Raw genomic sequence first — 24,256 nt, 5'->3', positions numbered from 1 at the left:
TCACTTATCATTTATACTGTATCACATCTCCCCATAAACAAAAAACGTCTAAAAAAACTATAATACTAGTTTTTCTAGACGTTTTTCTATCTCTCGTTATTAAGTCCCAATCTCTCGGTAAGTAAACGATGACAATAAATTGCGATGATTAACAAAATGCCACCTGCGCAGTAACCTGCTAAAATATCGGTTGGATAATGAACATTTAAAATAACTCTACTGAGTCCAATCAATATAATTAATATGCCCATCGCAATCGTAATACCACATTTTCCAGCTATACTTCTCAAGTTCGCAGCAATGATATAGGCAAGAAAACCGAATGTTATGATAGATAGCATTGCATGTCCACTTGGGAAGCTATACCCAAGTGCGTCAAGTGCCTCATTTAATGATGGGCGGTCTCTTTTTGCAATTTCTTTTATTCCCTTATTAACAAGGTGTGTCGTTAATATAGCCATTGGATACACAATCATAGCAGCATAATAACGTTTTTTCCAAAAAACGAGCAAGCTTATAATTAGTGTCGTTATAACTCCAATTGCAGATCCTAGCTTTGTAAAGTATGAGAAGAATGTAAGTGAGCTTTCCGTTTGTACTCCTTTTACCATATCACGTACGTATGTATCCATCATTGTAACACCACCTACATGTACCCTCCAAGCGATGATGCTAAATAGAACAAACAATAAAATGATACACATTAACTCATACTGATGTAACTTTTTCTTCAATCGATTTCCTCCTACTATGAAAAAATGCGATTTCTACTTTAGAAACCGCATTTTCTTACTTATTTACCTTTTGTTTTCAGCTCTGTCCAGTAGCGATCGTAGTCTTTTAACTTATCGTCTACATCAACAAGCCACTCTGTACGATCTAATTCTTCTTTTGTTAAGAAGATCATGTGATTATCACGATATTCTTTACTATGAAGAGGATGAGCTTTTTCATTTGGATTACTGTAACCAATTGACTCATAGTTTTTCACACTTACTTTTTCATCTAATAAGTAATTCATAAACTTCTCTGCAAGTTCTTTATGTTTCGCACCTTTTGGAATTGCTAATGTATCAGCCCAAATTGTGCCGCCTTCTTTTGGTACAACGTATCCTACATCTTTATTGTCTTTCGCGATGAATGCTGCGTCTCCAGACCAAACTGTCCCGATCCAAGCATCTTCTGTAATGAATTTTTGTTTAATGTTATCTGTATCGAATGCTAATAAGTTTGGAAGTAGCTTCTGTAAATCATTTGATGCTGTCTTTAACTGTGCATCCTCTTTCGTGCTATTAGAGAAACCATTTTTCTTAAGTCCCATTCCTAATACTTCACGAGAATCGTTTAATAAAGTAACATGTCCTTTATATTTCTCGTTCCATAAATCATTCCAGCTTGTAGGTGTTTCCTTCACATATTTTTTATTGTATGCAATTCCTGTTACACCCCAAGTATATACTAGAGAATACTTATTCTCTGGATCAAACGCAGGTGTTTTGAAATTAGAAACAAGATTCTCGATATTCGGGATGTTCTTCTTATCTAAAGGCTCTAACAAGTCCATCTTCGCCATCGTTTTCACCATGTAATCAGACGGCTGAATCAAATCATATGTTGCGCCACCAGCTTGTAATTTCGCAAGCATTTCTTCATTACTTGCATATTTATCATAGTTAATTTTCACGTTATATTTCTTTTCAAAATCTCTTAAAACTTGCTCATCAAAATTGTCAGCCCAGCTATAAATGTTTAATTCTTCTTTTTTCTCACCACAACCAGCAAGTACACCTGCAGCAAGACCGAAGCTAATTGCTATACCAGCTAATCTCTTCACTAATTTCATCGGTTTATTACCTCCTCGTTCTTTCTATATCATTCGTATTATAAAGGAAGGTGTCCTCCAGAGTTCTCTTCACCGTCTGCACCTTTATTACGGAAGATTTCCGATAGCACCATTAATCCTACAATTACAACAATTAATATTGTAGAAAGAGCATTAATTTCAGGTGATACTCCGCGCTTAACCATACTATAAATGTATAATGGCAATGTTGTTGATCCTGGTCCTGATACGAAGAAACTAATTACAAAATCATCAATCGATAATGTAAATGTTAATAATGCGGCTGAAATAACTCCTGGTGCAATTGCCGGAAACGTTACATAACGAAACGTTTGCCACGGCGTTGCTCCTAAATCGTTTGCAGCCTCTTCTAAATCACGTCCCATTCCAGAAAGACGTGCCGCTAAAATAACAACAACAAATGAAATACTGAATGTAATGTGTGCAATAATAATTGTTGTTTTTCCAAGTTCCATACCTAATTGACTAAATAGGATAAGTAAAGATAATCCCATTAAAATATCAGGAATTAAAATTGGTAAATATACAAGACCGTTAATGGCACCTTCAAAACGATATTTGTAACGGTGTAATGCAATAGCAAAAATCACACCAAGAACTGTCGTCACAATTGTCGTTATAAGAGCAATCGTAATACTATTTACAAACGCATCAATAACATCTTGTTTTTGAAATAAATCTGTATACCAATGGAGTGTAAAGCCCTCCCATTCCGCATTAATGCGAGAATCGTTGAAGGAATATACCATTAAAACCATCATTGGAAAATACAAAAACAATAAGATTAACCAAGAATAAGAAACTAAAAACTTCTTCATTTTTGCCTATTCCCCTCCGTTTCCATCATATTTATATACTTTCGTTGCACGATAATATAAGTAAATTAACAGAACAGAGAATAGAACAACAATCATAGATAACGCGGAACCAAACGGCCAGTCACGTGAGCCTAAGAATTGGTTTTGAATTACGTTTCCGATTAATGCTACTTTCGATCCACCCATAACGTCTGATACAACAAACATTCCGATAGAAGAAACGAATACTAAAATAGAACCAGTTGTAATCCCTGACATCGTCATCGGTACTGTTACATTCCAAAATGCCTTTACTGGTGTTGCTCCTAAATCATAAGCTGCCTCTAGCTTACGCTTATCAAGCTGCTCAATTGCTGCATACACTGGTAAAATCATAAATGGTAATAAAGAATATACCATTCCGAGTATTACAGAAGGTGTATTATATAGCAGATTTAAAGGTTCACTAATGATACCTAGTTTCAATAGCAATGTGTTTACAAGTCCTTGTGAACGTAAAATAACAATCCATGCGTATGAACGAACAAGAAAGTTAATCCAGAACGGAATCGTTGCCAATAATAGAAGGATAGAACGATATTTACGATCAACAATTGTAATTGTATAGGCAAATGGATAACCGATTAATAAACATAGTACTGTAGTAATAACAGCTATCTTCACTGTTTCCCATAACGTCCCCATATATAATGGATCAAACACACGCGCTATGTTATCTAATGTAAATTTCATTTCCACTGTCCCGTATGCTCCGCGCTGCATGAAGGCAAATGCTAATACGAACAGAAGTGGAATTAGGAAGAAGAGTAACAGCCATACGACTGTAGGTAATGCGAGTAATTTCCCTTTCTTCAATTTAAGGTCACCTCGTCCTCTTGCTCCCAGCCTACATATACATTATCCCCAATGCTCCACTGCGTTGCTTCTTCAGCAGTTTGGTATGCCATTAGTAATTCCGCTGTTTTCTCCTCACGTACATATAGCTTTTCCATATTTCCAACAAATTCAATATCTTCAATATGCCCAAGGTGGTATTCTTTTAAAATTGGCTCTTCAACCGAGCGAACTTTTACATTTTCAGGGCGAACTGCTACATAGTTTTCCCCATTTTTCACGATATTATTTTCACCGATGAACGTCGCAACAAACAATGTTTTCGGTTGATTGTAAATTTCTTTAGGCGTGCCGACTTGTTCGATATGCCCTTTATTCATAACGACAATACGATCACTCATACTCATCGCTTCTTCTTGATCGTGCGTTACATATATGAACGTAATTCCTAAATTACGTTGTAAGTTTTTCAATTCACGTTGCAAATCTTTTCTTAACTTAAAGTCAAGCGCTCCAAGTGGCTCATCTAATAGTAATACACGTGGGTTGTTTACAATTGCTCTTGCAATTGCTACACGCTGCTGCTGTCCACCAGAAAGCTTCGAAGGTTTACGATTACGGAACTCAAGTAACTGTGTTAAACGCATTGCCTCTTCCGCACGTTCTTTCTGTTCTGCTGCTGATACTTTTTGCATTTTCATACCGAAACAAATATTTTTTTCAACATTCATATGTGGGAATAGTGCGTAATGTTGGAACACTAAATTCATATGACGCTTGTATGGCGGCAAATCGTTAATCTTTTCATCATCTAATAAAAGATTCCCTTTAGTTGGCGTTTCAAATCCTGCGATCATACGAAGTAAAGTCGTTTTCCCGCAACCACTCGGTCCTAAAATCGTTAAAAATTCTCCTTCTTTAATATCTAAAGAAAGAGGGGGGATAATCACTTGATTTCCAAAATGTTTTTCTACTGCTTCAACTTTAATAATCTTTTTCATTTTCCCGTCCTATCTACCTTAAATTTTAATTTTTATATTCATGAATAAATATTTATGTTCTATAGACTATTTTTTGTTTCAATCCAAACAAAAATGGTTGTTTAGCAGCGTTCTCTTCTATTCTTTATGTAGTATGTTTGATTCATTTTCGCATGATACATATGTCGAACAGAAAAACCCCTTCCATTGCGAAGGGGCTATTATCATACGGCTAGGCCTACTGATAAACACCATCATCATTTTAACAACTTTCGTATGAATTTTAAAGCACTTTTTGTAGAAGAGTAACGAATTTTCATATCGAATGCCGTAGATTGGGCTAAAATGCTTTTATAATGTGAAAAAGTCCGAAAACTTTCTTCCCCATGATAACTACCTAATCCACTACTTCCAACGCCACCAAAAGGTAAATATGGCGTTGCAAGGTGATATACGACATCATTTATACATCCTCCGCCATATGAAATATTACTCGTCACTTTCTCCTGCACTTTTCTATCTTCAGAAAATACATATAGCGCTAATGGCTTTGGATGTTGCTGAATCGTTTCAATTACCTCTTCTATTTTGTCATATTCTATAATTGGTAAAATCGGTCCAAAAATTTCATCTTCCATAACAGCACTTTCCCATGTAACATTCGTTAACACTGTCGGCTCAATTTGCAATGTTTCTTTCTTATAATCCCCGCCAATCACAGGTTTACCATCTTGCAAAAATGTACATAAACGTTCAAAATGACGCTCACTCACAATTCGCACATAATTGTCATTTTGCAAAGCATCTTTTCCATATTGCTCTGCGATTTCATGTCGCAACGCCTCGATTAACTGCTCTTTCACTGAAGAATGAACGTACATATAATCAGGCGCTACACACGTCTGCCCAGCATTCAAAAACTTGCCCCAAACGATACGTCTTGCGGTTACATCTATTTTTGCATCTTTATGTACAATACATGGACTTTTCCCGCCAAGTTCTAACGTAAGAGGCGTTAATTTTTTCGCTGCTGCTTCCATCACAACTTTTCCAACACCAACACTACCTGTAAAGAAAATATAGTCAAACGGTTCCTTTAAAAGTGCAGTGCTTTCCTCAACACCGCCTTCTACTACCGATACAAGCTCTTCTGGGAATAATTCACCCAACATTCTCCTAAGCACTTTTGAAACGTTTGGCGTTAACTCTGACGGCTTTAAAACGACTGTATTGCCAGTTGCCAATGCTCCTACGAGTGGTGCAATTGCTAATTGAAACGGATAGTTCCACGGTGCGATAATAAGCGTCACACCATACGGTTCTGGCACTACTTTCCCCTTCGATCCAAAATGAGTAAGAGCTGTGCGAACACGCTTTGGTTTACTCCAAGATGAAATATGCTTCAGTTGAAAAGAAATCTCTTTTAGTACATATCCAATTTCTGTTGTAAATGATTCGTGAACTGATTTATTCAAATCTAATTTCAACGCTTGAAAAATCTCATCCTCAAAACGCTGAATTCCTTCATACAGCTTCTGCAAATTATTCTTTCTTGTTTCTACATTTCTCGTATGTCCTTTATAAAAATATTCCTTTTGTTTATTTACAATAGAGGAAATACTCATTCACTCACCTTCTCCCACTATTTTTATCCAATTCTTTCATTATTTATATAGACTTCATATGTAACAAATTTCTATTCTTAAAGTTACATTATATATAACTTTTCCCTTTATATAAAATTCATTGCTCACAAAAAAACTACCGAAAGAAAATCTCACGGTAGTTTTACTGTATTAACGGTATAAACGAACAGCACCTGCAGAATTATCATCAGCTTGTCCTACTACTTCAAACTTCAGACCAAGCTTCGGTAAAATACGTCCTGCATCTGGAATTTGCTCATTAATATACTTTTTAGAGTCATCAAACTTCGGTACTCCTGGTAATCCATCGTATACGAATGTTCCACGCGTTGGAGATACCACTTTCCAAGCTGGCGTTTTGTCGAATGAGAACGCCGAATCAGCAATTTGGAATCGCGTACTGCTTTTAAATGTTGGTTTGCCATTTAAAGTTCCTGCAATTGCTTCTGGATGAGAGTCAACTACACCAAGGAAACCATGTCCTGGATGTATGCCAACCCAGTTATCTGTGTAAGCTGAATCCGCATACCATACAACCATACCAGTGTTATATACTGGACCGCGAGCAAATTTCAATGCGTTATCTGAACCCGCATAGTTTCTCCACTCTACATAGTAGTTATGCTTTTTCTTATCCATTCCGTTAGATGCAACGAAACCGTCCAATTTGAATTGTGGTGTACCTTCTGCATCATCAGAGAATGCAACATTTCCATCTACAGTTAGTGACGCATTATCAAGTGTAAATCCATTTAACGCCAATCCACCGTCTGTAATATATTCAAATACTAGTTTCACTTTCTTACCTTTGAATTGACTTAAATCATATGATTTATCAACCCATTTTCCATTTGTCGTAGCTGCATTTCCACTATTTGCTTTCTCACCAATTCTTTCAATCAACGTTTTTTGTCCATCTTCTGTTACAGCGTGTACTTCAAGGAAATCGTACTCTGCTTCGATTTCATACAATGACTTATAATCGAATTTTGCAGTCGTTGCTTTCGTTAAATCAAATAGTGGCGTTTCCATCGTTGTATGAAGGTCATCACCTTTTGTGCTGTAGTAATACTGTTTACCAAATGCAGGCTGAATTCCTTTTACCTCTTTATCTGGTAAGTTAACACGAATCAGACCTGGACGATCTGACTTCGTAACACTTTGGTCTAAGTATGTTGCTAGACCGATACCTTTATTTAATTTCTCGTAATCTACTTCTACGATATTCGCCCAGTTACCACCGATTGTTTTTTGGAAAAACTCTTTATTTTGTGGTGAAAGACTTGTAGGTGTTGTTCCTGCAATTTTACCAGCCCAGCTACCGCCACTCATAATAGACCAAGCTTCAACCGGCTCACCCTGACCGCTATATTGTGTATCATACTCATCTGGAAGACCTAAATCATGGCCATATTCATGTGCGAATACACCAACCGCGCCATCTTCTGGTTCAATTGTGTAGTCGAATGCTGCCATATTTCCGCCCCAATATGGAACTTTCGCTTGTGTCCCTTCAATTGCGAATGGTTTTGGTCCAACTGTCCAGCGATGTGACCAAATTGCATCATCACCTAATTTACCGCCACCTGCTTCTTGTCCAACACCCGCATGAATAATCATTAAGTGATCGATTAAACCGTCCGGTTGATTTTGTTTCCCATCACCATTTACATCGTATTGATCAAACTGATCAAACTGTGATAAATCAAGCCCGCTATCTACAGCCGCTTTTAATGCATCTTTTACTAGATCACGTGGTCCTTTTGGTCCTTTATTATCATGACCTGTACCAGCATCAGCACCATAATCAGCTGCTTTACCAGGAACCGTTAACCATTTTGTAACTGTTCCATCCACTGTGTAGCTACCACCAGATTGCTCTTCATAATATTGTTTAAACGTTTCAATTTTACTTCCATCATCTAGTGTAAACGGCTCGTTACCGAATAACATTTTTTCATAATGCTCTTTATTAAAATCGTTGGAGTACATGTAACCAGGCTCTTTATCAATATTGTTATGTTTGAAATCAGCGTACTCTACAAGCAAAACAAGTACTTTATCTTTACGAACTTCACCGTTATATTCTTTTTGCTTAGCAGGTGAAGTTGGCACTTTCCCATTTAAGCCACCTCTAACTGGACCTGTTCCTGTTGCAGTCCCGTTTGCTGGTTGCTCTGATTTTTCTTTCGTATCTGTTTTTGCATCTTTCACTTTCTTTAAAAAGTCAGATGCTTCTTTCGTAAGTGGGTCCCCATTTGTCGCTTCTTTTCCAGGATTTTCTCCCTTTTTCTTCTCTACATACTTCTCAACAGCTTTCTTTGTTTCTGTCTCTGAAGCAGATGAATCAATTACCCCACGTTTTTTTAGCGCATTTGCTAATCGCTCTTCTGGGATTAAGTGATCATCAACTGGGCTTGTAGCTGTCTTGTTCTCCGGCGTTTCAGCATATGTAGGCTGACTTCCAGCACCAAGTGACAAGCCTAGAACAGCTGTCAAAGCAATTGATGATAACACTTTAAATGGTTTCTTTTTCATCCCTTATTTCCTCCCCTAATATAAAATATGTATTACATATTTTATATTATTAAAAATTCAATATATTTTCAATATTTAGTTATATTATGTAATTTTTTTAATATATTTGTAAAAATTTCATAGTTAGTATACGAATATATCACAATTCAACAATGTTTTCAGAAAATATTGAAAATATTTGTCAAAAACTTTATAATCGCCATAGAGGGAATTTAATGGGGATTTTATCTTTGTTTCATCTACACAATATTCGATAATTTGACACATAAAATATAAAATTCGGTTAATTATCGTCTACTATGTAGCAGCAATTATGACCAATAATTAGGGAGGAATTACATTTGTACAAAGATAAGGCTGACTCACTAGATCAAGAATGGATTGATTTAATACTTGAAGCTCTAGATGCTGGCATTGCCCTGCAAGATATTGAACACTTTTTCCAACGTATGAAGCATACGAGCCAGGCTCAATAGGCCTCGTTCTTTTTAACGAAGTTTATGTTATAATAATCACATCATAAGACGACTACATATTGATAGAAAGGTGCGCAAATATGATAGGAGAACGTATAAAACGCCTTCGTTTACAAAAAGGCATTTCACTAACAGAACTCGCCGAAAAAGCTGGTGTAGCTAAATCTTACATTAGTTCTATAGAACGGAATTTACAAAAAAACCCTTCCATTCAGTTTCTTGAAAAAATTTCAGCTGTTCTACAAATTCCAGTTGATACTTTACTTCACGATGAAACAACAACGGAAAGTCATCTAGACTCCGAATGGACACAACTCGTTAAAGATGCGATGAGCTCTGGTGTCTCAAAAGAACAGTTTCGTGAATTTCTCGAATTTACACAATGGAAGAAAAATCAACAATAATACATATAAAAGAGTGCTTAAAACGGGCACTTCTTTTTTTCTCTATAAAAAAAAGCGGGGAATCCCCGCTTTTTTTATTTATTATCTTTCTTCGCCATCTGTTTGGTTAGCATTGAATGTCCATTCTAAGTTCAATGAATCGCCTTGGAATTTGTTTTGATCTTTACCATCATCTACGAATTCAAACTGTACCCATAAATAGTCTTCTGAATTTGGTGCTAGACCACCATTCTCTGCCCACTCTGGAGCAAAGATGTCTTTAGCTAAAACATCTGGATCCACATTTTGTAAATCTGCTAAAGTTGTTTCATATACAGGCTCACTTTGTTTATCCCAGTTCCAAAGGAATTTCACTTTAATGTGCTTACCGAAGTCTTCACCAGCATTATCACCTTTTGCATCTTTCACAGTATACTTTGTCGCTAATTTAACGTCTTTAATCGCCAACGTACCGTCGTTCTTTAATAAGAACTCTTTCTTAACAGAATCCCCTGGTTTTAAATCTTTAATATCTACAAGCGTTTTAGGGTTTAATGTAAGATCTAACGTCCCAGCTGCAAATGTATTGTTCGATACTTCTTTATCACTAAAGAATGCAAATGTTCCTCCACCAATTAAAGATAACCCCAATGCTGCTGATGCAACTCCCATACCTAATTTCTTTTTCAGACTCACAATCAATTCCCCCTAGCTGTTTTTTGTATTTTTATCTCTTATTTCAAAATAAGAGGTGTAACTAAAACTATATTAGCTAAGCTAATATTTGTTCTTTTTTAAAAACCTTAAGTTCATTATAACGAACAAATATATATAAGTACAATATATTTTTTGATTATTTTTATTTCTCAATATTGTTTTGATTTTTCAGAAAATACTACATGATACTTTATTTATAACTTTCTTCACACTCAAATGTATTTCATACTATAAGAAAAAAGAAAGACAAAGAGGTGAGGGCTAACGTTCCCTCACACTCATATAAACATTAATAGTTTTGTTTATTCGCTCGTTATCTCTTGCACCACATTCTTGTTTTCCAGCTGTTTCACTAAAGCAGTTACCCCGCTTTTATCTGTTTCTATTTCTTCTGTTCCTCTGCTTTCTTCTGCTCATCTACTTTCTTCTGTTCTTCTACTTTCTTTTGTTCTTCTGCTTTCTTCTGTTCTTCTACTTTCTTTTGTTCTTCTGCTTTCTTCTGTTCTTCTACTTTCTTTTGTTCTTCTGCTTTCTTCTGTTCTTCTGCTTTCTTCTGTTCTTCTGCTTTCTTCTGTTCTTCTGCTTTCTTCTGTTCTTCTACTTTCTTCTGTTCTTCTGCTTTCTTCTGTTCTTCTACTTTCTTCTGTTCTTCTGCTTTCTTGTGTCCTTCCGCCTCAATCGCAACGTTTAATTGTTGCTGAAGAGCCTGAATTTGCTCATCAATAGCTTTCAAACTAACTTCTTTCTCAATATAATCTCGCTTCTCTTTTATAATCTGAAAGCCTTCATTCACATATAAGGCTACTTTTTGAATCGACTCATCTTTAGTTACTTTTAATTCTTCCTGTATTTGGTTGTAAGGAGCTTCTATTTCAGTATATACATTTTGCAGGGCTTCTTTCTCAGAAACAATTTTCTCACGTCCTTGTTGCCATATAGAAATTGCCTGTTCAATTTCTTCAATAGAAGTTGCTTTCAATTTCCCCTTCATTGTTCCATACTCATGCTCAATAAACTGTTTATGTTGCTCAGCTTGCTCTTTTAATGTAGTAACTGTTTTCGGAAATATAATTGCTGTAGAAAGCGTCGCTTCTACTTTCGTTTCATGAATGAATGCCGCTTCTGTATGCGTCATAACTTGAGATCCTAAATAAAACGTAATAGAGCACACACACGGCAATATAAGCATCTTTTTTAAATTACGCGGTCTTTTCAGCATCTTAATCTCTCCCATCGAACATTTCGTTCTTTATACAGAACATTATCTATATTATAGTAAAGAACTATTAAAATTGATAGACATATACTAGAAAAATAGAAAAAGGGCTATCCATGTGATAGCCCTTTTTTATTATTATCTTTCTTCACCTGCTGTTTGTTGTGCATCAAACGTCCAATTTAATTGTAACTTATCGCCTTGGAATTGATTTTGATCTTTTCCATTATCAACGAACTCAAATTTCACTTTAAATTTATCAGATTTACCTGCAGAAATACCTTTTTCATCCCAGAACCAAGCAGCTAAATCATTATCTACGGCTGTAAGTGTGTCACCCTTCAATTTATCTAATGTAGTTTGTTTCACAATTGTCTCATGCTTATCTACATTTTTTAAGAATGTTACTTTAATATGTTTACCAAAATCATCTTTATTATCTTTCTTTACATCTTCTACATTATAATCTGTTTTCAGTAGAACCTTTTTAATATCTAAAGAGCCTTTATTTTCTAGTTTAAATTCTTTTTCAATTGTATCGCCAGGTTTTAAATTCGATACATTAACAACTGTTGATGGATTTAATGCTAAATCAAGTGTACCAGCAGCAAATGTATTGTTTGACACTTCTTTATCACTGAAAAACGCAAATGTTCCTCCACCAACTAATGCTGCTCCTAGTACTGCTGATGTGATACCCATTCCTAACTTTTTCTTTAAAGTCATGTCCATATCCCCTTAATATATATATATTTGTTAACTTCCTAAACGGAAAGTATAACCAAACGAACTAGACGGATTGTTCTACTTTTTTATCTTTCTTTTCTCCGTCAATGCTACGAATAGCGCCAAAAATAGAAATTGCGGAATAACCAAGTAAAAAGACTCCTGGAATAATAAGAAGTAATGCTGCTCCCGCTTTTGAACTCGCATAATTCAGTCCATAACCAACGTATGGAACTGTAATATCTGCATACTTTCCGATTACATTCTCTGCAAGTACTGGTGCTAAATCTGGCCCGTTGTTGTTATCACCTTTTGTTTCATACATTACTTTTCCATTTGTATCTTTCACACCGATAATACGGTGAGTGATAATTTTGTTATCTTTCTCTTTAAACGTAATAACGTCACCTTTTTGATATTTAGATCCATCTTTCGTAGGCTCTATGGCAATGATTGATCCTGTTAAAAATGTTGGTTCCATCGACCCTGAAAGAACGCTCTTAAATTGATATCCCATAACAGTCGGATCCCCGCCACTCGCTTTTGACGAAATAACCACAAAAGCTAAAAAAACCATCAATGCAAATAAAACAAATGAGATAACGTTGCTAATAATCTTCCAAACGAATTTCATCGTCTCTCTCCCTCTCCGTTGTTTTATATTATTTGAAGTATGCAATATTCCCCTTGTTCTTTAACAAGAACACAACTAAATAATATAACGAACATATTTAAAATGCAATGAGAAAATTTACAATTATTAGTTAAATTATTTTTAAGCATAAAAAAGACTGTGACGAAATTTCTCCACAGTCCTCATGCTTTTTTTACTTTTCCTCTGATTTTATTCCTTGTCTATTCCGACGCAACACTACATATAAAATGGCTCCAAATAATACAATCGCACCTATCCCAACACTGATCACTTTCACATTTGATTCCTTTACTTCAGGCCCAACCGTATCTTTCTTAGGCATCGCAAAAGTAACGTCTTCCTTTGAAAGAACATTGATAGTCGCAATTGTTTGATTATTCTTCATGATATCTACCGCACCAACTACCTCACCGCGATGAATTCCTTTTTGGTACAAAGATTCTTTATTCACTGGATTCACCCGAAAAGCCGTTTTTACATTTTTCCCTTCATCTTTCTTAAGCATAAGCTCTGCACTTTTTTCCAGCTCAGAATCAACCTCTTTATTTAAATACGTTGTCTTTTGATGCCAACTGTGTTTATCGAGTACAGTTTGCTTCGTAAATTGCCCAAAAGAATATTCCGCCATCTGCTTTAAGTCCTCATAAATTTCAGGTCTTTGAGAAGCCATTACTACATTTATAATGCGATTTCCATCCTTCTCATTTAATAAAACGAGCGTATTGCGCGCTTCATTCGTAAATCCTGTCTTACCACCAATGCTATATGGATTTTCAAAATAAGTAGACTTATTAAAAATAGACACTGTTTGCGTAGATGTCGTAACCGTCGTTCTTTTCGTATTCATCGCTTGTAAAATTTCAGGATACTTTTGCACACCTCTCGTAATCATGGCCATATCATATGGCGTCGTATAATGATTTGGATCATGCAATCCATTTGGCGTTACAAAATGACTATCTTTAGCCCCTAATTGCTTCGCCTTTTCATTCATCATATTGGCGAAATTTTCAACACTTCCTCCAATACGCTCCGCAATCGCATACGACACATCATTCGCACTCAGCACCATTAAAATCATAAGTGCAGTATTTCTATTAATAGTCTCACCAGGTTGAAACTCAATTTGATAATTACTCTTCTCTTGATCTAATGCTAATTGTGAAAACGTAAATTGATCCTCTGGCTTCGTATGCTCCATCAGTAAAATCGCCGTTAACACTTTCGTCATACTAGCAGGAAACGCACGGTGATGTGCATTTTTGTCATATAGGACATCTCCTGTTTTCGCATCAATTGTAGTCGCAAACTGACTAAATACATTTGGCCCTTCCGCAGGCGGCGGTGCCACTTGCTCTGGATTCACTCCAACATTCGTCTCAGCATATAACGTCATAGGTGTCAAAAAAAATAAACAAATAACCATAATAAAAGCCGAAATTTTCTTAAAATTAACCATATGACTCTCCCTTTTCACTTTACTTTCACACTCTATAAAATAACTCTACCAATCTATATGTAATTTGTATTAAATTGGAAGAATATTTACTGTTTTTTACTATATCATACTTTTACGATAAATAACATAAATATACAATAAAAAATAAGAAGGAATTACTCTTTCTTATCCTTCTCATCAATCAACGAATCTATTAACTTTTGTCCAGCTTCCTCGGCCGTAATCTCATCCGTCATCCCCATAAATGACCACCCTTTAGAATCGACCCACTCAACGAACTCTTGCAAAAACTCATCATGCGTCACATCCACATCAAGAATCGAACCATCAATCGAAATCGTTCTATTTCTAGACACACGCATCTTGAACGTTTTTCTTACCATTACAATTATTCTCCCTCTACTCCTGAATATTTATAAATATCTTGTACTTCTTTTATACATGATTTCTTGAAAATTGTAAAAAGGATATATTGGCCAATTTGCATATTAAAAATGAAAATTTCTTATTATATAACCCTCACACTACATTCATTTAGTCATAAATTACGGAATACATCCATATAAAAAAACAAACCAACTTACATTATATCACACCAAACACACTTGACTTTAGTACAATGAAATCGAATATATTAGAAAATACCTTAATATGAGGAGGAACTCCATGGCGCGTTGTACATATTGTAAAACGAAGTGGAAAGTAAAAGATATATGGTCAATACTCATAACGTTTGAAAAAGATTGTCCGTATTGCTTCGGAAGACAATATATATCAAAGAAAACATTGAATGCCATGCCAGAACTTATAAGCTTACCTTTACACTTCTTATTCCCTTTTCTAGTTGATTTGAGTGATGAAGGTCCTTTGGATTGGTATCGGAAATCATAATATAACCGGTTTATTCAAAATCCACTTTCAATTAAATGCTCTTCTTATATATTCCTTAATACACTACTAGCGTGATTCCAAATACTTTACCTTTAAAAGATTACTACGAAAATATTGTAAAATTTCAGTTAATTATATATAATTGCTTTAGCATAATGATTAAAGATGCTGTTACATAAGCATTTATTGAAGATCCCGTAGCTCAGCAGGGAGAGCGCCACCTTGACAGGGTGGAGGTCGCTGGTTCGAGGCCAGTCGGGATCATATAAGAAACCCCTTGATAGTCAAGGGGTTTTCTTTATGTAGCAGACCTTTGTCTTTTTTTAAAAGGTAAATTCTTTGCTTCTTGGTCAAGATTTGGTCAATAACTGTTTCTTTGGGTCAATAATTGCTTTTTTGTGTGGATTTCGAATAGATACATTTTAAACATATATTAATAAATTCCATCGATAAGTAACTATATCAATTCACGGTTAGTGATTTTCATTACCGATTCAATAAAAGTCTGTAGGTTCTTAATCAAGAGACTCGTATTTAGATTATTGCATAACTCGCTTCCATCCGATATTTCCAGTCGATTACTTGCCTCTCACCCTTCCTAATTGCATCACCTAAATGACTGTCAGCTAAGATAATATTTTAATTTTGATACTCTCTATACTGCACTTTTCTAATAACAAAATCGTCCGATTTATGTACAATCTCTTTCTTTTTCAAAACTTCCTATAGTGTAAGAATTGAATACTCTCTTGAGTGAATTTGCATTATACCTTCTCCATGCTATATTTTTTTGTATTTCCTCTTAAAAATAGTATAAAAAAATCAGTAAAAACTGATTCCTTTTCATTTTCTTTATCTTTTTATTTTAAACTTGATTAACTTACTCCCAGTGCCTTAAACACCGCGTCTGTCGAGTCTGAATAAAACACTGGTTGCACTTTTACCAACAAATCAGGTGGAACTGTCTGGAGGTCCATTACTGATGATGCTGGAATCAACACTTTCTTCGCTCCTGCATCAACACACACCTGCAAAATATTCGCAAACTCCTCTACTTTTGCAATCGTGCCACCGACTGTCATGTTGCCAATGACGACGGTACTTTCCTGAACTGGTTTATCCAATGCTCCTGAGCACAACCCAATTAGCTCTGCAATTGCCAGTTCATCTGTCAATCCAATCCCTTGCAAATCACTAATATGCATTAGGTAATCTTTCGTCTTCGTGCTGATTGTGTTGCTGATACTTTTGCTGTTGGCGGTGAAGTAACGGAAGGCCGTGTCCAGGCTTTCCTTTGCTCCTCGATGCGAGCCGACACCCGACTTATCAAATTTCCCTGTGCCACTAACCACCTGGTTTTCAAGCTTGTATACACCAATCATACCCGAATTACCATGCCCCACTACATAGACATGCCCCGGCTTTCCCATGCCCTCTGGGATGAGTTTTCCGCCTCCTTGTTCTAGAACAGAGATATACTCCTCTTCCATCGACTCTTTATCTAAATAGGAGAACATGACATCATAAAACTCCATGCCTCCGATCTTTTTAAGCTGTTCTTTTACACGACGGCGACCTTCCAATGCATAGTGCAAGATTTCCATTATATCTTCTTTCGTATAAATGCCATGCGGGTATATGAGTTTAACCATTCCCGACACCGTTTTACGAACAGCTACCGTATCCCGTTGATTTAGGTTATTGCCCAGTTTGAAGTAACGATCTACGGAATCAGCAAATGAACGCTTACGCATTTCCCTAAAAAATTCGGCGATATAATCAACGATAAATCCATACTTATCGGTAAAGAAGTTAGGTCTCATTTTTGGGATTTCCCACCCAGGAAGATAATAGTGCATCCTATCAAAGAATGCCGTATCATTCGCCATCTCTTCAGGGAATGGCGCGAACAAATGAGATGTTTTAATAAGTGTATCCACGCTCTGGTTGATATTCCCCACAAACACCATGGAAGCAGAAGCATTTTTTTCTTCTTTTCCCCTCGCAAACGATCCTGATGCCATATAATCTTTCATGATTTGGATACCATCCTTATCTTTAAAACGGATGCCAGCCACTTCATCAAAGGCTACGCAGTCCCACAGACCAACAAGCCCGATTTTCCTCGAAGACATGTTATAGAAAAGATTAGCAACGGTGGATTGTCCGCCTGACACTAATATTGAATTGGGCGAAATCTCTTTGTATACATGCGACTTTCCTGTTCCACGGGGACCGAGTTCGCACATATTATAGTTATTTTCAACGAGTGGAACGAGCCGCAACAAAAGATGCCACTTTACTCTCTCTTCCAATTGCGTCGGCTCCATTCCCGTCGAACGAATTAGAATATCAATCCATTCATCTTTCGTAAAGCTCTTTCGCCCTTCAAACACTTCATTAATATCCATATTTGGCATTTGAATCGGCCTTAAACTACTTACACTAAATGGATTCGTGTTTTTTACTTCTTCATCATAAAAATAATCAATCTTGACCATACACCAAATGCCACCAACCAAAAGCTTGTCAAACTCTTTAACGAAATTCGAAGGAATCGGTACACCCTTTAATCCCAGGTTGGAAAACTCTGCTTCATATGTGTCAATCTTCGGATTCAACGCAACGGTCACTTTATCAATAATCGAATATTGCCCAAGTTCACGAATGCGTGATTTAATTTTTTCCGCCTCATCTGGTCGGACAAAGTTATCGAAAAGGATCTTCTTAACACGCTCCACGCCTTCCTGAATACTTTCCTCATCATCTGTAGCTGCATACATGCCAAGCAGGTATTCAAGCACATAGATGGGAACGTTCGCTCCTTCTTTTATCAACTTTGTTAAGTCTTTTCGAACGACACGACCAGCGAAAACATCATTCAGTTTTTTATCAATATCTAATGTTGATACCTCATTTATACTCTCTTCCATTTACATCCCTCCTCACTCAAAAATCAAAGTCACTCACAATTCCTAAGTTGATCGAAAACAGCACTTTTTCGACGACAACGCCAGTTTCTATATCTTTTACCAACAAATAATATTCCTTATTGCGATCATATGAAATGCTTTTCAGCACAAACCGAAGTTTAAATGTACGGTCAGCTGGATTATCAAATAGACGATCTCCGATAATGGTTTCCTCATTAGACAGCACATTTCCTTCTGAATCTGTCATGTAAATAACAACCGTGCGAGGAATGACCTTATCTTCGACTTTTTCCGTCTGAAAGAACTCCAAGTGGAAAATACTGTTCGTGATTTTGCGTGTCGTATTTGTAAGTTTAATATCTACTTTTTGAATTGCTTGTGATCCCTTTTGTCCTGCTCGTTTGTTTTTAAATGACAGCAACGGAACAGCAATTTCTTGCAAGCTCGCACCGCCATGGACAAAATTCACTCCTGATCCTTGCATTCGGTAACGGATCGTTGCATTCGGTACATACGCCGTCAATTGCTGTTCGTTTTTCACAACGGTTGATAAATCAATCGCTAGTTGTCCTGATACTTTACGATGTTCTTTTGACAGCATATAACGACGCTTTACTTCAATCGTATCCATTAGCTCTTTTTCAATCTTATCACTTTCTTCCAACGCATCCCGCTGGTAAAGGAAACCATGATCGGCTGTAATATAAATGTTCGTTCCGCTTAGATCGTCCCTAATGATTTTTACCAATTCATATAACTGGTTCAACGCTGTTTCCACTGCATTAAATGTGTATACTTCTGTTGATGCTTTATCCCCCATTGCATCAATTGTATCATGGTAGAAATAAATCAGTTTTTTTCCTTTAAATGTCTCCCGTCTACCCGCTTTATTCATCGTCAGCACGTCCTGGAAATGAATAGCAAAGCTGTCTTCCACTTCTAATTCAATAATCTTTTTGCGGTTTTCAAGTCCCGCTGAATCTTTCCCATCAACAAGCACACGACCGTTTGCATCGAAGTCAATGTCTTTGTGTGGGAGGAGCGATGCCATGCCCAACTTCGTGACAGACGGCACAACGCCAAGTAACGTTTGTACGTCACACACACCTATAGTTTCCGCATTCAGCCGTTCCGCAAGCTCTACGCCAATTTCATAACGCATCGCATCAGATACAATGACAAACACTCGATCACCGTTGCGGATTTTTGGGGCAATGACAGAAGAATAGAAGGCCTGTTGATTCCGCACACCAGGAAGCGACCACTCCTGCGTCATTTCCACATTTACCGCCTGAGACCAGTGAGAACTTAACTCACCCATATACCAGTTCGTATACAAGTTTTCAACGAGAGTCTTCAGCTTTTTCAACAGCTCATGGTTACTTTCTTCGTCATAGGCTACATAGAACTTGCGATAGTATGTATCCATGCAGTAGTACTCTTTGACATACGATTGATACAGGTCAATTGCTCGCCCTTGCGGAATACCTTGATGGTATTTTTTGTAAAATTCATGCATTTTCACCGTATAGTAAAGAGCTTCATAAACCGACGCATACTTTTCATAGTAATGCTTCACTCGTCTCAACTTAATGAGCTTCGTGTATTCCTCGTAATCTTCAAGATTGGTCACAAGGCTATTAGCAATGTAAATAATGATTGCTCGATCTAAATACGGGAATGTATCCGCCTGCTTGAATTCTTCCACTGGAATAGATTTAACGATTCGCGAAAATTGGATTTCCTGTTCTACTATTTCCGCATACTCATCAAACACAACGCAATCTGTCTTATGATGCATCCAATGGTCGATGAATACTAGAGCATTCGTTTTGTTTCGCTCAGCGATAAAGCTCTTTACATCGGTTAAATATTCCTCATTCACTGAGTGGCTGAATGCTGTCACTGTCAAATGAATGAACAAGGTTTTTAGCGTCTTTTCTTCTCGCTCATATCCATAGTGGTTCCCCACGTATGTCCAGAACACATTAGAATCAAAGAACCTTCCAATAAGCGATAAATATTTGTTCTCATTGTCATCCAGCATATCCATTAATATTACTTTTAACACAGCTTCAAAATCAGGGGTCTTCACGTTACATAATACACTCATGATCGCAAGCTCTATCACTTCTTCTGAGTACAAATCAATTTCGTATGCCTGAAACTTCCTGAATCGTTCCTTGTTATTAAAAAATCGCTCGTATTTTTTAATAACTCCACGCAATGATGGATCAATATGTAGATCACTCAAAATGAGTGATACCCGATCTGCATAAAACGTTTTCGAGTATAACACCGTATCCGCAAGCCAATTGTCTTCCACACCTAATTCTATGCTTGTATAAATCAAATAGGAAGAAGTCGGGTTTTCTTCCTCCACCAAATACTTCGTGTAAAACTGATTACGATCCGTTAATACATGAACTATTACTCCATCCAGCGTCAACTGCCCGATTTCTTCCGTAAATTCGTTATCCTTGTCTAACCAGAACACAATTTTCCGCTGTTCTCCGTCTTTTAAAGGTTCATTAAAAATGTCCGATAATGCAGACACAATCTGACCCATGTTCATTGCTTCTACCTACTCTCTACACCCATTATAGAACAAAGACACACCAGCCATCGCTGGTGTATCCCCGTATGACTTTATTACATTTTGGCAACAAGCCCTTTGAATTTTTCATAATTCACATTCACCCCGTCATCGAGGTCAATTTCAATCTGCATATCTGCCATATGATGTAAAAGCTCATCATACGCTTTTAGCTCATCAATCTTCTTGTTGATTGCCTTCAACTCTTTCTTAGCATTGCTGATTTCTTTCGCTGTAGAATCTCCTTCAATGATATTAAGCAAATCCTTTTTCTCTGCATCAAGCCGAATCTGGGACTCATGTAAATAATCAGTACGAATTCGAGATAGTGTGGTCTTATCATAGCGATGCATGTAGATTAAACAGTTGAACGCTTTCTCTTTTCCTGACGTAAACAGCCAATAAATTGGTCGTTTCTTATATGTCTGCACATGCTCTTTGTAAAAATCATTCAAGAAATAACGTCGAAGCGTTTCCCTTGCCGTTTCACCTTTTTTTCGACCAAGGGCATCTACCACAAAGTTTAGATTCTCCGCAAGCGATTCTTCCCCGTATGTTTCTCTAACAAAATCGATAAACCTTGAAACGATGTCATCATCGAAATAAGCACCTGGCAAGATTGGGAGGATATTATCCTTATCCGCTGGGTATTTTTTATAACGAGAAGGATCAAACTCTCCCCCTGCATAAATAAGCCCATCTTCGTCTAAAGAATAGCGGCCAAATAAACATCCAATAGCATGGGAGATAAAACTCTTCATATCTTGCTCCAGGTTAGCCTTTCGTATTGTTACATCTTTGTCCTCAATTTCTGGGGTGAATTCCTCTTCTAAATTAACAAGAGAGATAAAATCTTTATTTAACTTTTCCTCATTTTGTTTTATTATATAAAAATTTTCTTCTGCATTTTTGGCCCATAATTCATAACTTTTCTCAACGGTATGTGATCTAAATAATAAGAATGGATGAGATTTATAATTCCATGATGTTTCATAGTAATCCCATTCCTGCTTTGATATTTTTATATTTTCTTTTACAATTTTTTCAACGTCTTCAACTAATTTTCCGGCAAAAAAGAATGGCATATCTGCTACATTTCCAGACTGTAGGTGTAGTGTGGGATTCAATATTTTGGTTATTATTTCTGAAATCTTTGTATTTAACATTCCTAAAACATATAAAGTTCTTTCTTCTGGAAAGCAAACACTTGATGTACTTTCAAAAAAGTAACCCTCCTCCATTATTCTGAATGATGAACTCCCACTGGTTATATTTGACCAATTGATTCCTTCATTGAAAAGTAATTTCTCACTCCTGATTGTTGCCCTGCCTGTCTTCTTTATAGCCTCACCGTTGTTTTCCCAATTGATAACATAGTCGTGATTTCCATACCACTTTCTATATGGTCCCCCTTTTAAGCAAGGGAACCATTTACTTTTTTTATTCAAATCAACTTCGTGCCACAACCTTAAAAAAGCTTTATTATTCCCCAATGTAGAACCTTGCTTAGTTACTGCTATATCACCTATCTTTTTGTTACAACTAAATACTTTTGCGAAATTATCACTTATCCAATATGCAATCGGTTTTCCCGGAATGTCACTGAAAGTAGATTGGCTAAAAGTATACCGATAATAAACATTTGGATCACAAACAGCCTCTAGCGTTTTGCTAGGCTGATTTCTTGCTCCTCTAAAGTCAGAGAGTTTAATATACTCGCCAGTTATTTCACTGTAATAATTTCGTAAAGTAAATGTACAAATTGGCACTGTGGCTTCATCAAACCCTGAATACTCTAATTGAATCAAACTGCTAATATTACGACTGCTAATTATATTTTGTCTTAGTTTTTCATATGAAGAAATAAACATCCACACAAACGGAGTCATGAAGCCCATCTGACCATTTTGTTTTGTTGCATAAAAGCTATATTCAATGAATGCTGAAAATAGATCCGATTTGACATCTGGATAATGCTTCGTCAAGTAGCTTGACGCCTCGGTAGTTAAATACTTATTCCCTACATAGGGCGGATTCGTAATGAATATATCGTATTTTTGCTCCATGATTGTAGCTTGGTGCAAGCTTTTTTGTAACAATTCAAGCGTTCTATCCCTCATTTCAAATTCGAATAAATCTTCAAAAGGGGTATCCTTAATTTCTTGTATTCTCTTCTTGATAAACTCTTTGTCGAAAAGCTCCAATTTTATTAAAGAACCAATTGTCTTAGCGTCTTTAAACTGCTCAAGGAATGCTTTCATCTTGTCGAGATTCTCTCCGACATTTGCTCCTGCCATATATACAATATCTTCATCTGTTAATCCATTTGTTTCTTGAATGGATGCCAAGTGAAGTGCCAAACCGTCTCTTTCGATACTTCTAAAAAAGCGTTTATTGTATTCTAACGCTTTCATGACAACTGAAAAACTTGCAAGCTGATAGGCACGGTCATCAATGTCCAGTCCGTACAAATTGTTTTCAATAATGAGTCTCGGAATTTCTCGTTCCATATAGCCACATTTAATGTAGATTTCGTAGAGTACATCAAACATATAAACAAGAATATGTCCACTACCCATGGCAGGATCAAAACATTTAATGTCTTCTACTTTTAGCTCCTTATTGATGTACGGAGCCAACTTCTCTTCAAAGCCAGGTTCAGGATTCGGGTTTTCCAGATAAAACTCCCAATTTCTGATCAAGTCTCGATGTTCTAGATGTGATTCAATCCAGTAACGCCCTAATACATTTTGCACCATGTAGCGAACAATCCACTCAGGAGTGAAAAGCTGAGTGGCGAAAGGTATCTCTTCCGTTTTATATTTCTTCTTCGCCTTGATTACACGATCTTTTTCTTCAGCAATGTAATATTGATAGAGCCATCCGATAATTTCAACCCTTTCCCAATGATCTTCTGGAATGACTTCTGTATTTGTCATTTGACGAATGAATGAATCCGTTGCTAATAGCCCTTCTGGAAACAGGATTTCCGTATAGTGGTCAATTGTTTCAAACATAAAAGGCATATATCGATTTAAGTCATTACAATGTTTGATAATGAGATATTTGAATAGCTCCTCTGTATTGTTGTTCATTTTTAGCTCATAGATATGCTCTTTGTCCAAGTCCAAATCGAGCGACAAAGCTTCTTTCATCATATCCGGCTCGACACTGACCGCATGAATTGAAGAAAGTACTCTCACTTTCGTTGGAAGATAGTCATTCACTTCCATAAAACGGAGGGCGGTAAAACGGTTGAACCATGTATACGCTACTTCTTCTATCACTTGGTTGAAACCGATTTGTTTAATTCGGTCAATCAGTTTATTCCGCTGAATACGTTTTTCCCTTGAAAGCTGTTTGCCATCAATAAAGATGGCATCCGAACTTTCAAGGTCTGCTTTTTTGATAGAATCAGCTGTAATTCCAAGCTTCAATGCCCTTGCTTCAACTTTTTTTAACAACTCTTTCCTGGCGCTTGTTGCAAAGTTTCTCAATGCTGTTTTATTCATAACGTTTTCACC

19 protein-coding genes and 1 tRNA gene are annotated in these 24,256 nt (G+C 36.6%); 4 read left to right on the top strand and 16 right to left on the bottom strand.

Annotated elements, in window-relative coordinates; translation table 11 throughout:
* Window positions 1-86 precede the first annotated feature (86 nt).
* The 7 genes from BWGOE10_RS06365 to inhA1 form a co-directional block, all read right to left on the bottom strand.
* Complete coding sequence (locus BWGOE10_RS06365) at window positions 87-734, bottom strand: phosphatase PAP2 family protein (protein WP_070141371.1); 648 nt, start codon at window positions 732-734, stop codon at window positions 87-89.
* Window positions 735-793: 59 nt separating this feature from the next.
* Complete coding sequence (gene potD, locus BWGOE10_RS06360; RefSeq protein WP_070141370.1) at window positions 794-1,843, bottom strand: spermidine/putrescine ABC transporter substrate-binding protein PotD; 1,050 nt, start codon at window positions 1,841-1,843, stop codon at window positions 794-796.
* Window positions 1,844-1,881: 38 nt separating this feature from the next.
* A complete protein-coding gene (potC, locus tag BWGOE10_RS06355; protein WP_002149696.1) occupies window positions 1,882-2,682 on the bottom strand; it encodes a spermidine/putrescine ABC transporter permease PotC in 801 nt (266 codons plus the stop codon).
* A gap of 6 nt (window positions 2,683-2,688) precedes the next feature.
* A complete protein-coding gene (gene potB / locus BWGOE10_RS06350; protein WP_002126118.1) occupies window positions 2,689-3,537 on the bottom strand; it encodes a spermidine/putrescine ABC transporter permease PotB in 849 nt (282 codons plus the stop codon).
* Window positions 3,534-4,517, bottom strand: coding sequence for a spermidine/putrescine ABC transporter ATP-binding protein PotA (potA, locus tag BWGOE10_RS06345; protein ID WP_002117249.1), 984 nt, complete (start codon window positions 4,515-4,517; stop codon window positions 3,534-3,536). The genes potB and potA overlap by 4 nt, the downstream gene beginning before the upstream one ends.
* Window positions 4,518-4,753: 236 nt before the next feature.
* A complete protein-coding gene (locus BWGOE10_RS06340; RefSeq protein ID WP_070141369.1) occupies window positions 4,754-6,121 on the bottom strand; it encodes an aldehyde dehydrogenase in 1,368 nt (455 codons plus the stop codon).
* Between the two features lie 171 nt (window positions 6,122-6,292).
* Window positions 6,293-8,680, bottom strand: coding sequence for a M6 family metalloprotease immune inhibitor InhA1 (gene inhA1, locus BWGOE10_RS06335; RefSeq protein ID WP_070141368.1), 2,388 nt, complete (start codon window positions 8,678-8,680; stop codon window positions 6,293-6,295).
* Window positions 8,681-9,021: 341 nt separating this feature from the next.
* On the opposite strand from inhA1, the gene BWGOE10_RS06330 reads away from it, so the two are divergent.
* Together BWGOE10_RS06330 and BWGOE10_RS06325 are read left to right on the top strand one after the other, a co-directional pair.
* Entirely contained in the window at window positions 9,022-9,156 is a 135-nt protein-coding gene (locus tag BWGOE10_RS06330) for an anti-repressor SinI family protein (RefSeq protein ID WP_002011474.1), read from the top strand.
* A gap of 80 nt (window positions 9,157-9,236) precedes the next feature.
* A complete protein-coding gene (locus tag BWGOE10_RS06325) occupies window positions 9,237-9,560 on the top strand; it encodes a helix-turn-helix domain-containing protein (RefSeq protein ID WP_002064339.1) in 324 nt (107 codons plus the stop codon).
* Window positions 9,561-9,641: 81 nt separating this feature from the next.
* Here the strand turns inward: BWGOE10_RS06325 and calY are convergent, their stop codons facing one another.
* From calY to BWGOE10_RS06295, 6 genes are all read right to left on the bottom strand, one after another.
* Window positions 9,642-10,235 (bottom strand): biofilm matrix protein CalY, encoded by a 594-nt coding sequence (calY, locus tag BWGOE10_RS06320; RefSeq protein ID WP_070141367.1) that lies wholly within the window; start codon window positions 10,233-10,235, stop codon window positions 9,642-9,644.
* A gap of 403 nt (window positions 10,236-10,638) precedes the next feature.
* Window positions 10,639-11,475: a DUF4047 domain-containing protein gene (locus tag BWGOE10_RS06315; RefSeq protein ID WP_070141366.1), complete on the bottom strand. Its 837-nt coding sequence runs from the start codon at window positions 11,473-11,475 to the stop codon at window positions 10,639-10,641.
* Between the two features lie 135 nt (window positions 11,476-11,610).
* Entirely contained in the window at window positions 11,611-12,198 is a 588-nt protein-coding gene (locus BWGOE10_RS06310) for a CalY family protein (RefSeq protein ID WP_000172851.1), read from the bottom strand.
* 64 nt (window positions 12,199-12,262) lie between these two features.
* Window positions 12,263-12,832, bottom strand: coding sequence for a signal peptidase I SipW (sipW, locus tag BWGOE10_RS06305; protein WP_070141365.1), 570 nt, complete (start codon window positions 12,830-12,832; stop codon window positions 12,263-12,265).
* A gap of 193 nt (window positions 12,833-13,025) precedes the next feature.
* Entirely contained in the window at window positions 13,026-14,312 is a 1,287-nt protein-coding gene (locus tag BWGOE10_RS06300) for a D-alanyl-D-alanine carboxypeptidase family protein (RefSeq protein WP_070141364.1), read from the bottom strand.
* A gap of 155 nt (window positions 14,313-14,467) precedes the next feature.
* On the bottom strand, window positions 14,468-14,695 hold the full coding sequence (locus tag BWGOE10_RS06295) for a hypothetical protein (RefSeq protein WP_002064332.1): 228 nt from the start codon (window positions 14,693-14,695) through the stop codon (window positions 14,468-14,470).
* 283 nt (window positions 14,696-14,978) lie between these two features.
* Here BWGOE10_RS06295 and BWGOE10_RS06290 point away from each other — a divergent pair, with 283 nt between their 5' ends.
* The gene (locus BWGOE10_RS06290) at window positions 14,979-15,203 is read left to right on the top strand and encodes a hypothetical protein (RefSeq protein WP_070141363.1); all 225 of its coding nucleotides are present in this window, start codon (window positions 14,979-14,981) and stop codon (window positions 15,201-15,203) included.
* Window positions 15,204-15,394: 191 nt separating this feature from the next.
* Window positions 15,395-15,467: transfer RNA gene (locus BWGOE10_RS06285), tRNA-Val, on the top strand.
* Window positions 15,468-16,078: 611 nt separating this feature from the next.
* On the opposite strand, the gene brxL is transcribed toward BWGOE10_RS06285, so the two are convergent.
* The 3 genes from brxL to pglX form a co-directional block, all read right to left on the bottom strand.
* Window positions 16,079-18,136 carry a protease Lon-related BREX system protein BrxL gene (gene brxL, locus BWGOE10_RS06280; protein ID WP_070141362.1) on the bottom strand — a complete coding sequence of 686 codons (2,058 nt, stop codon included), beginning with the start codon at window positions 18,134-18,136 and terminating at the stop codon, window positions 16,079-16,081.
* A 16-nt stretch (window positions 18,137-18,152) separates the two neighbouring features.
* A complete protein-coding gene (pglZ, locus tag BWGOE10_RS06275) occupies window positions 18,153-20,705 on the bottom strand; it encodes a BREX-1 system phosphatase PglZ type A (RefSeq protein WP_321969980.1) in 2,553 nt (850 codons plus the stop codon).
* Window positions 20,706-20,788: 83 nt separating this feature from the next.
* Window positions 20,789-24,244: a BREX-1 system adenine-specific DNA-methyltransferase PglX gene (gene pglX / locus BWGOE10_RS06270; protein WP_070141360.1), complete on the bottom strand. Its 3,456-nt coding sequence runs from the start codon at window positions 24,242-24,244 to the stop codon at window positions 20,789-20,791.
* Window positions 24,245-24,256: the final 12 nt, after the last annotated feature.

Origin of the sequence: Bacillus mycoides, assembly GCF_001757995.1 — a bacterium.
Lineage (GTDB): Bacteria > Bacillota > Bacilli > Bacillales > Bacillaceae_G > Bacillus_A > Bacillus_A mycoides_B.
The sequence above is the reverse complement of the archived record's forward strand: the minus strand, read 5'-3'. Positions and strand labels throughout refer to the sequence as shown.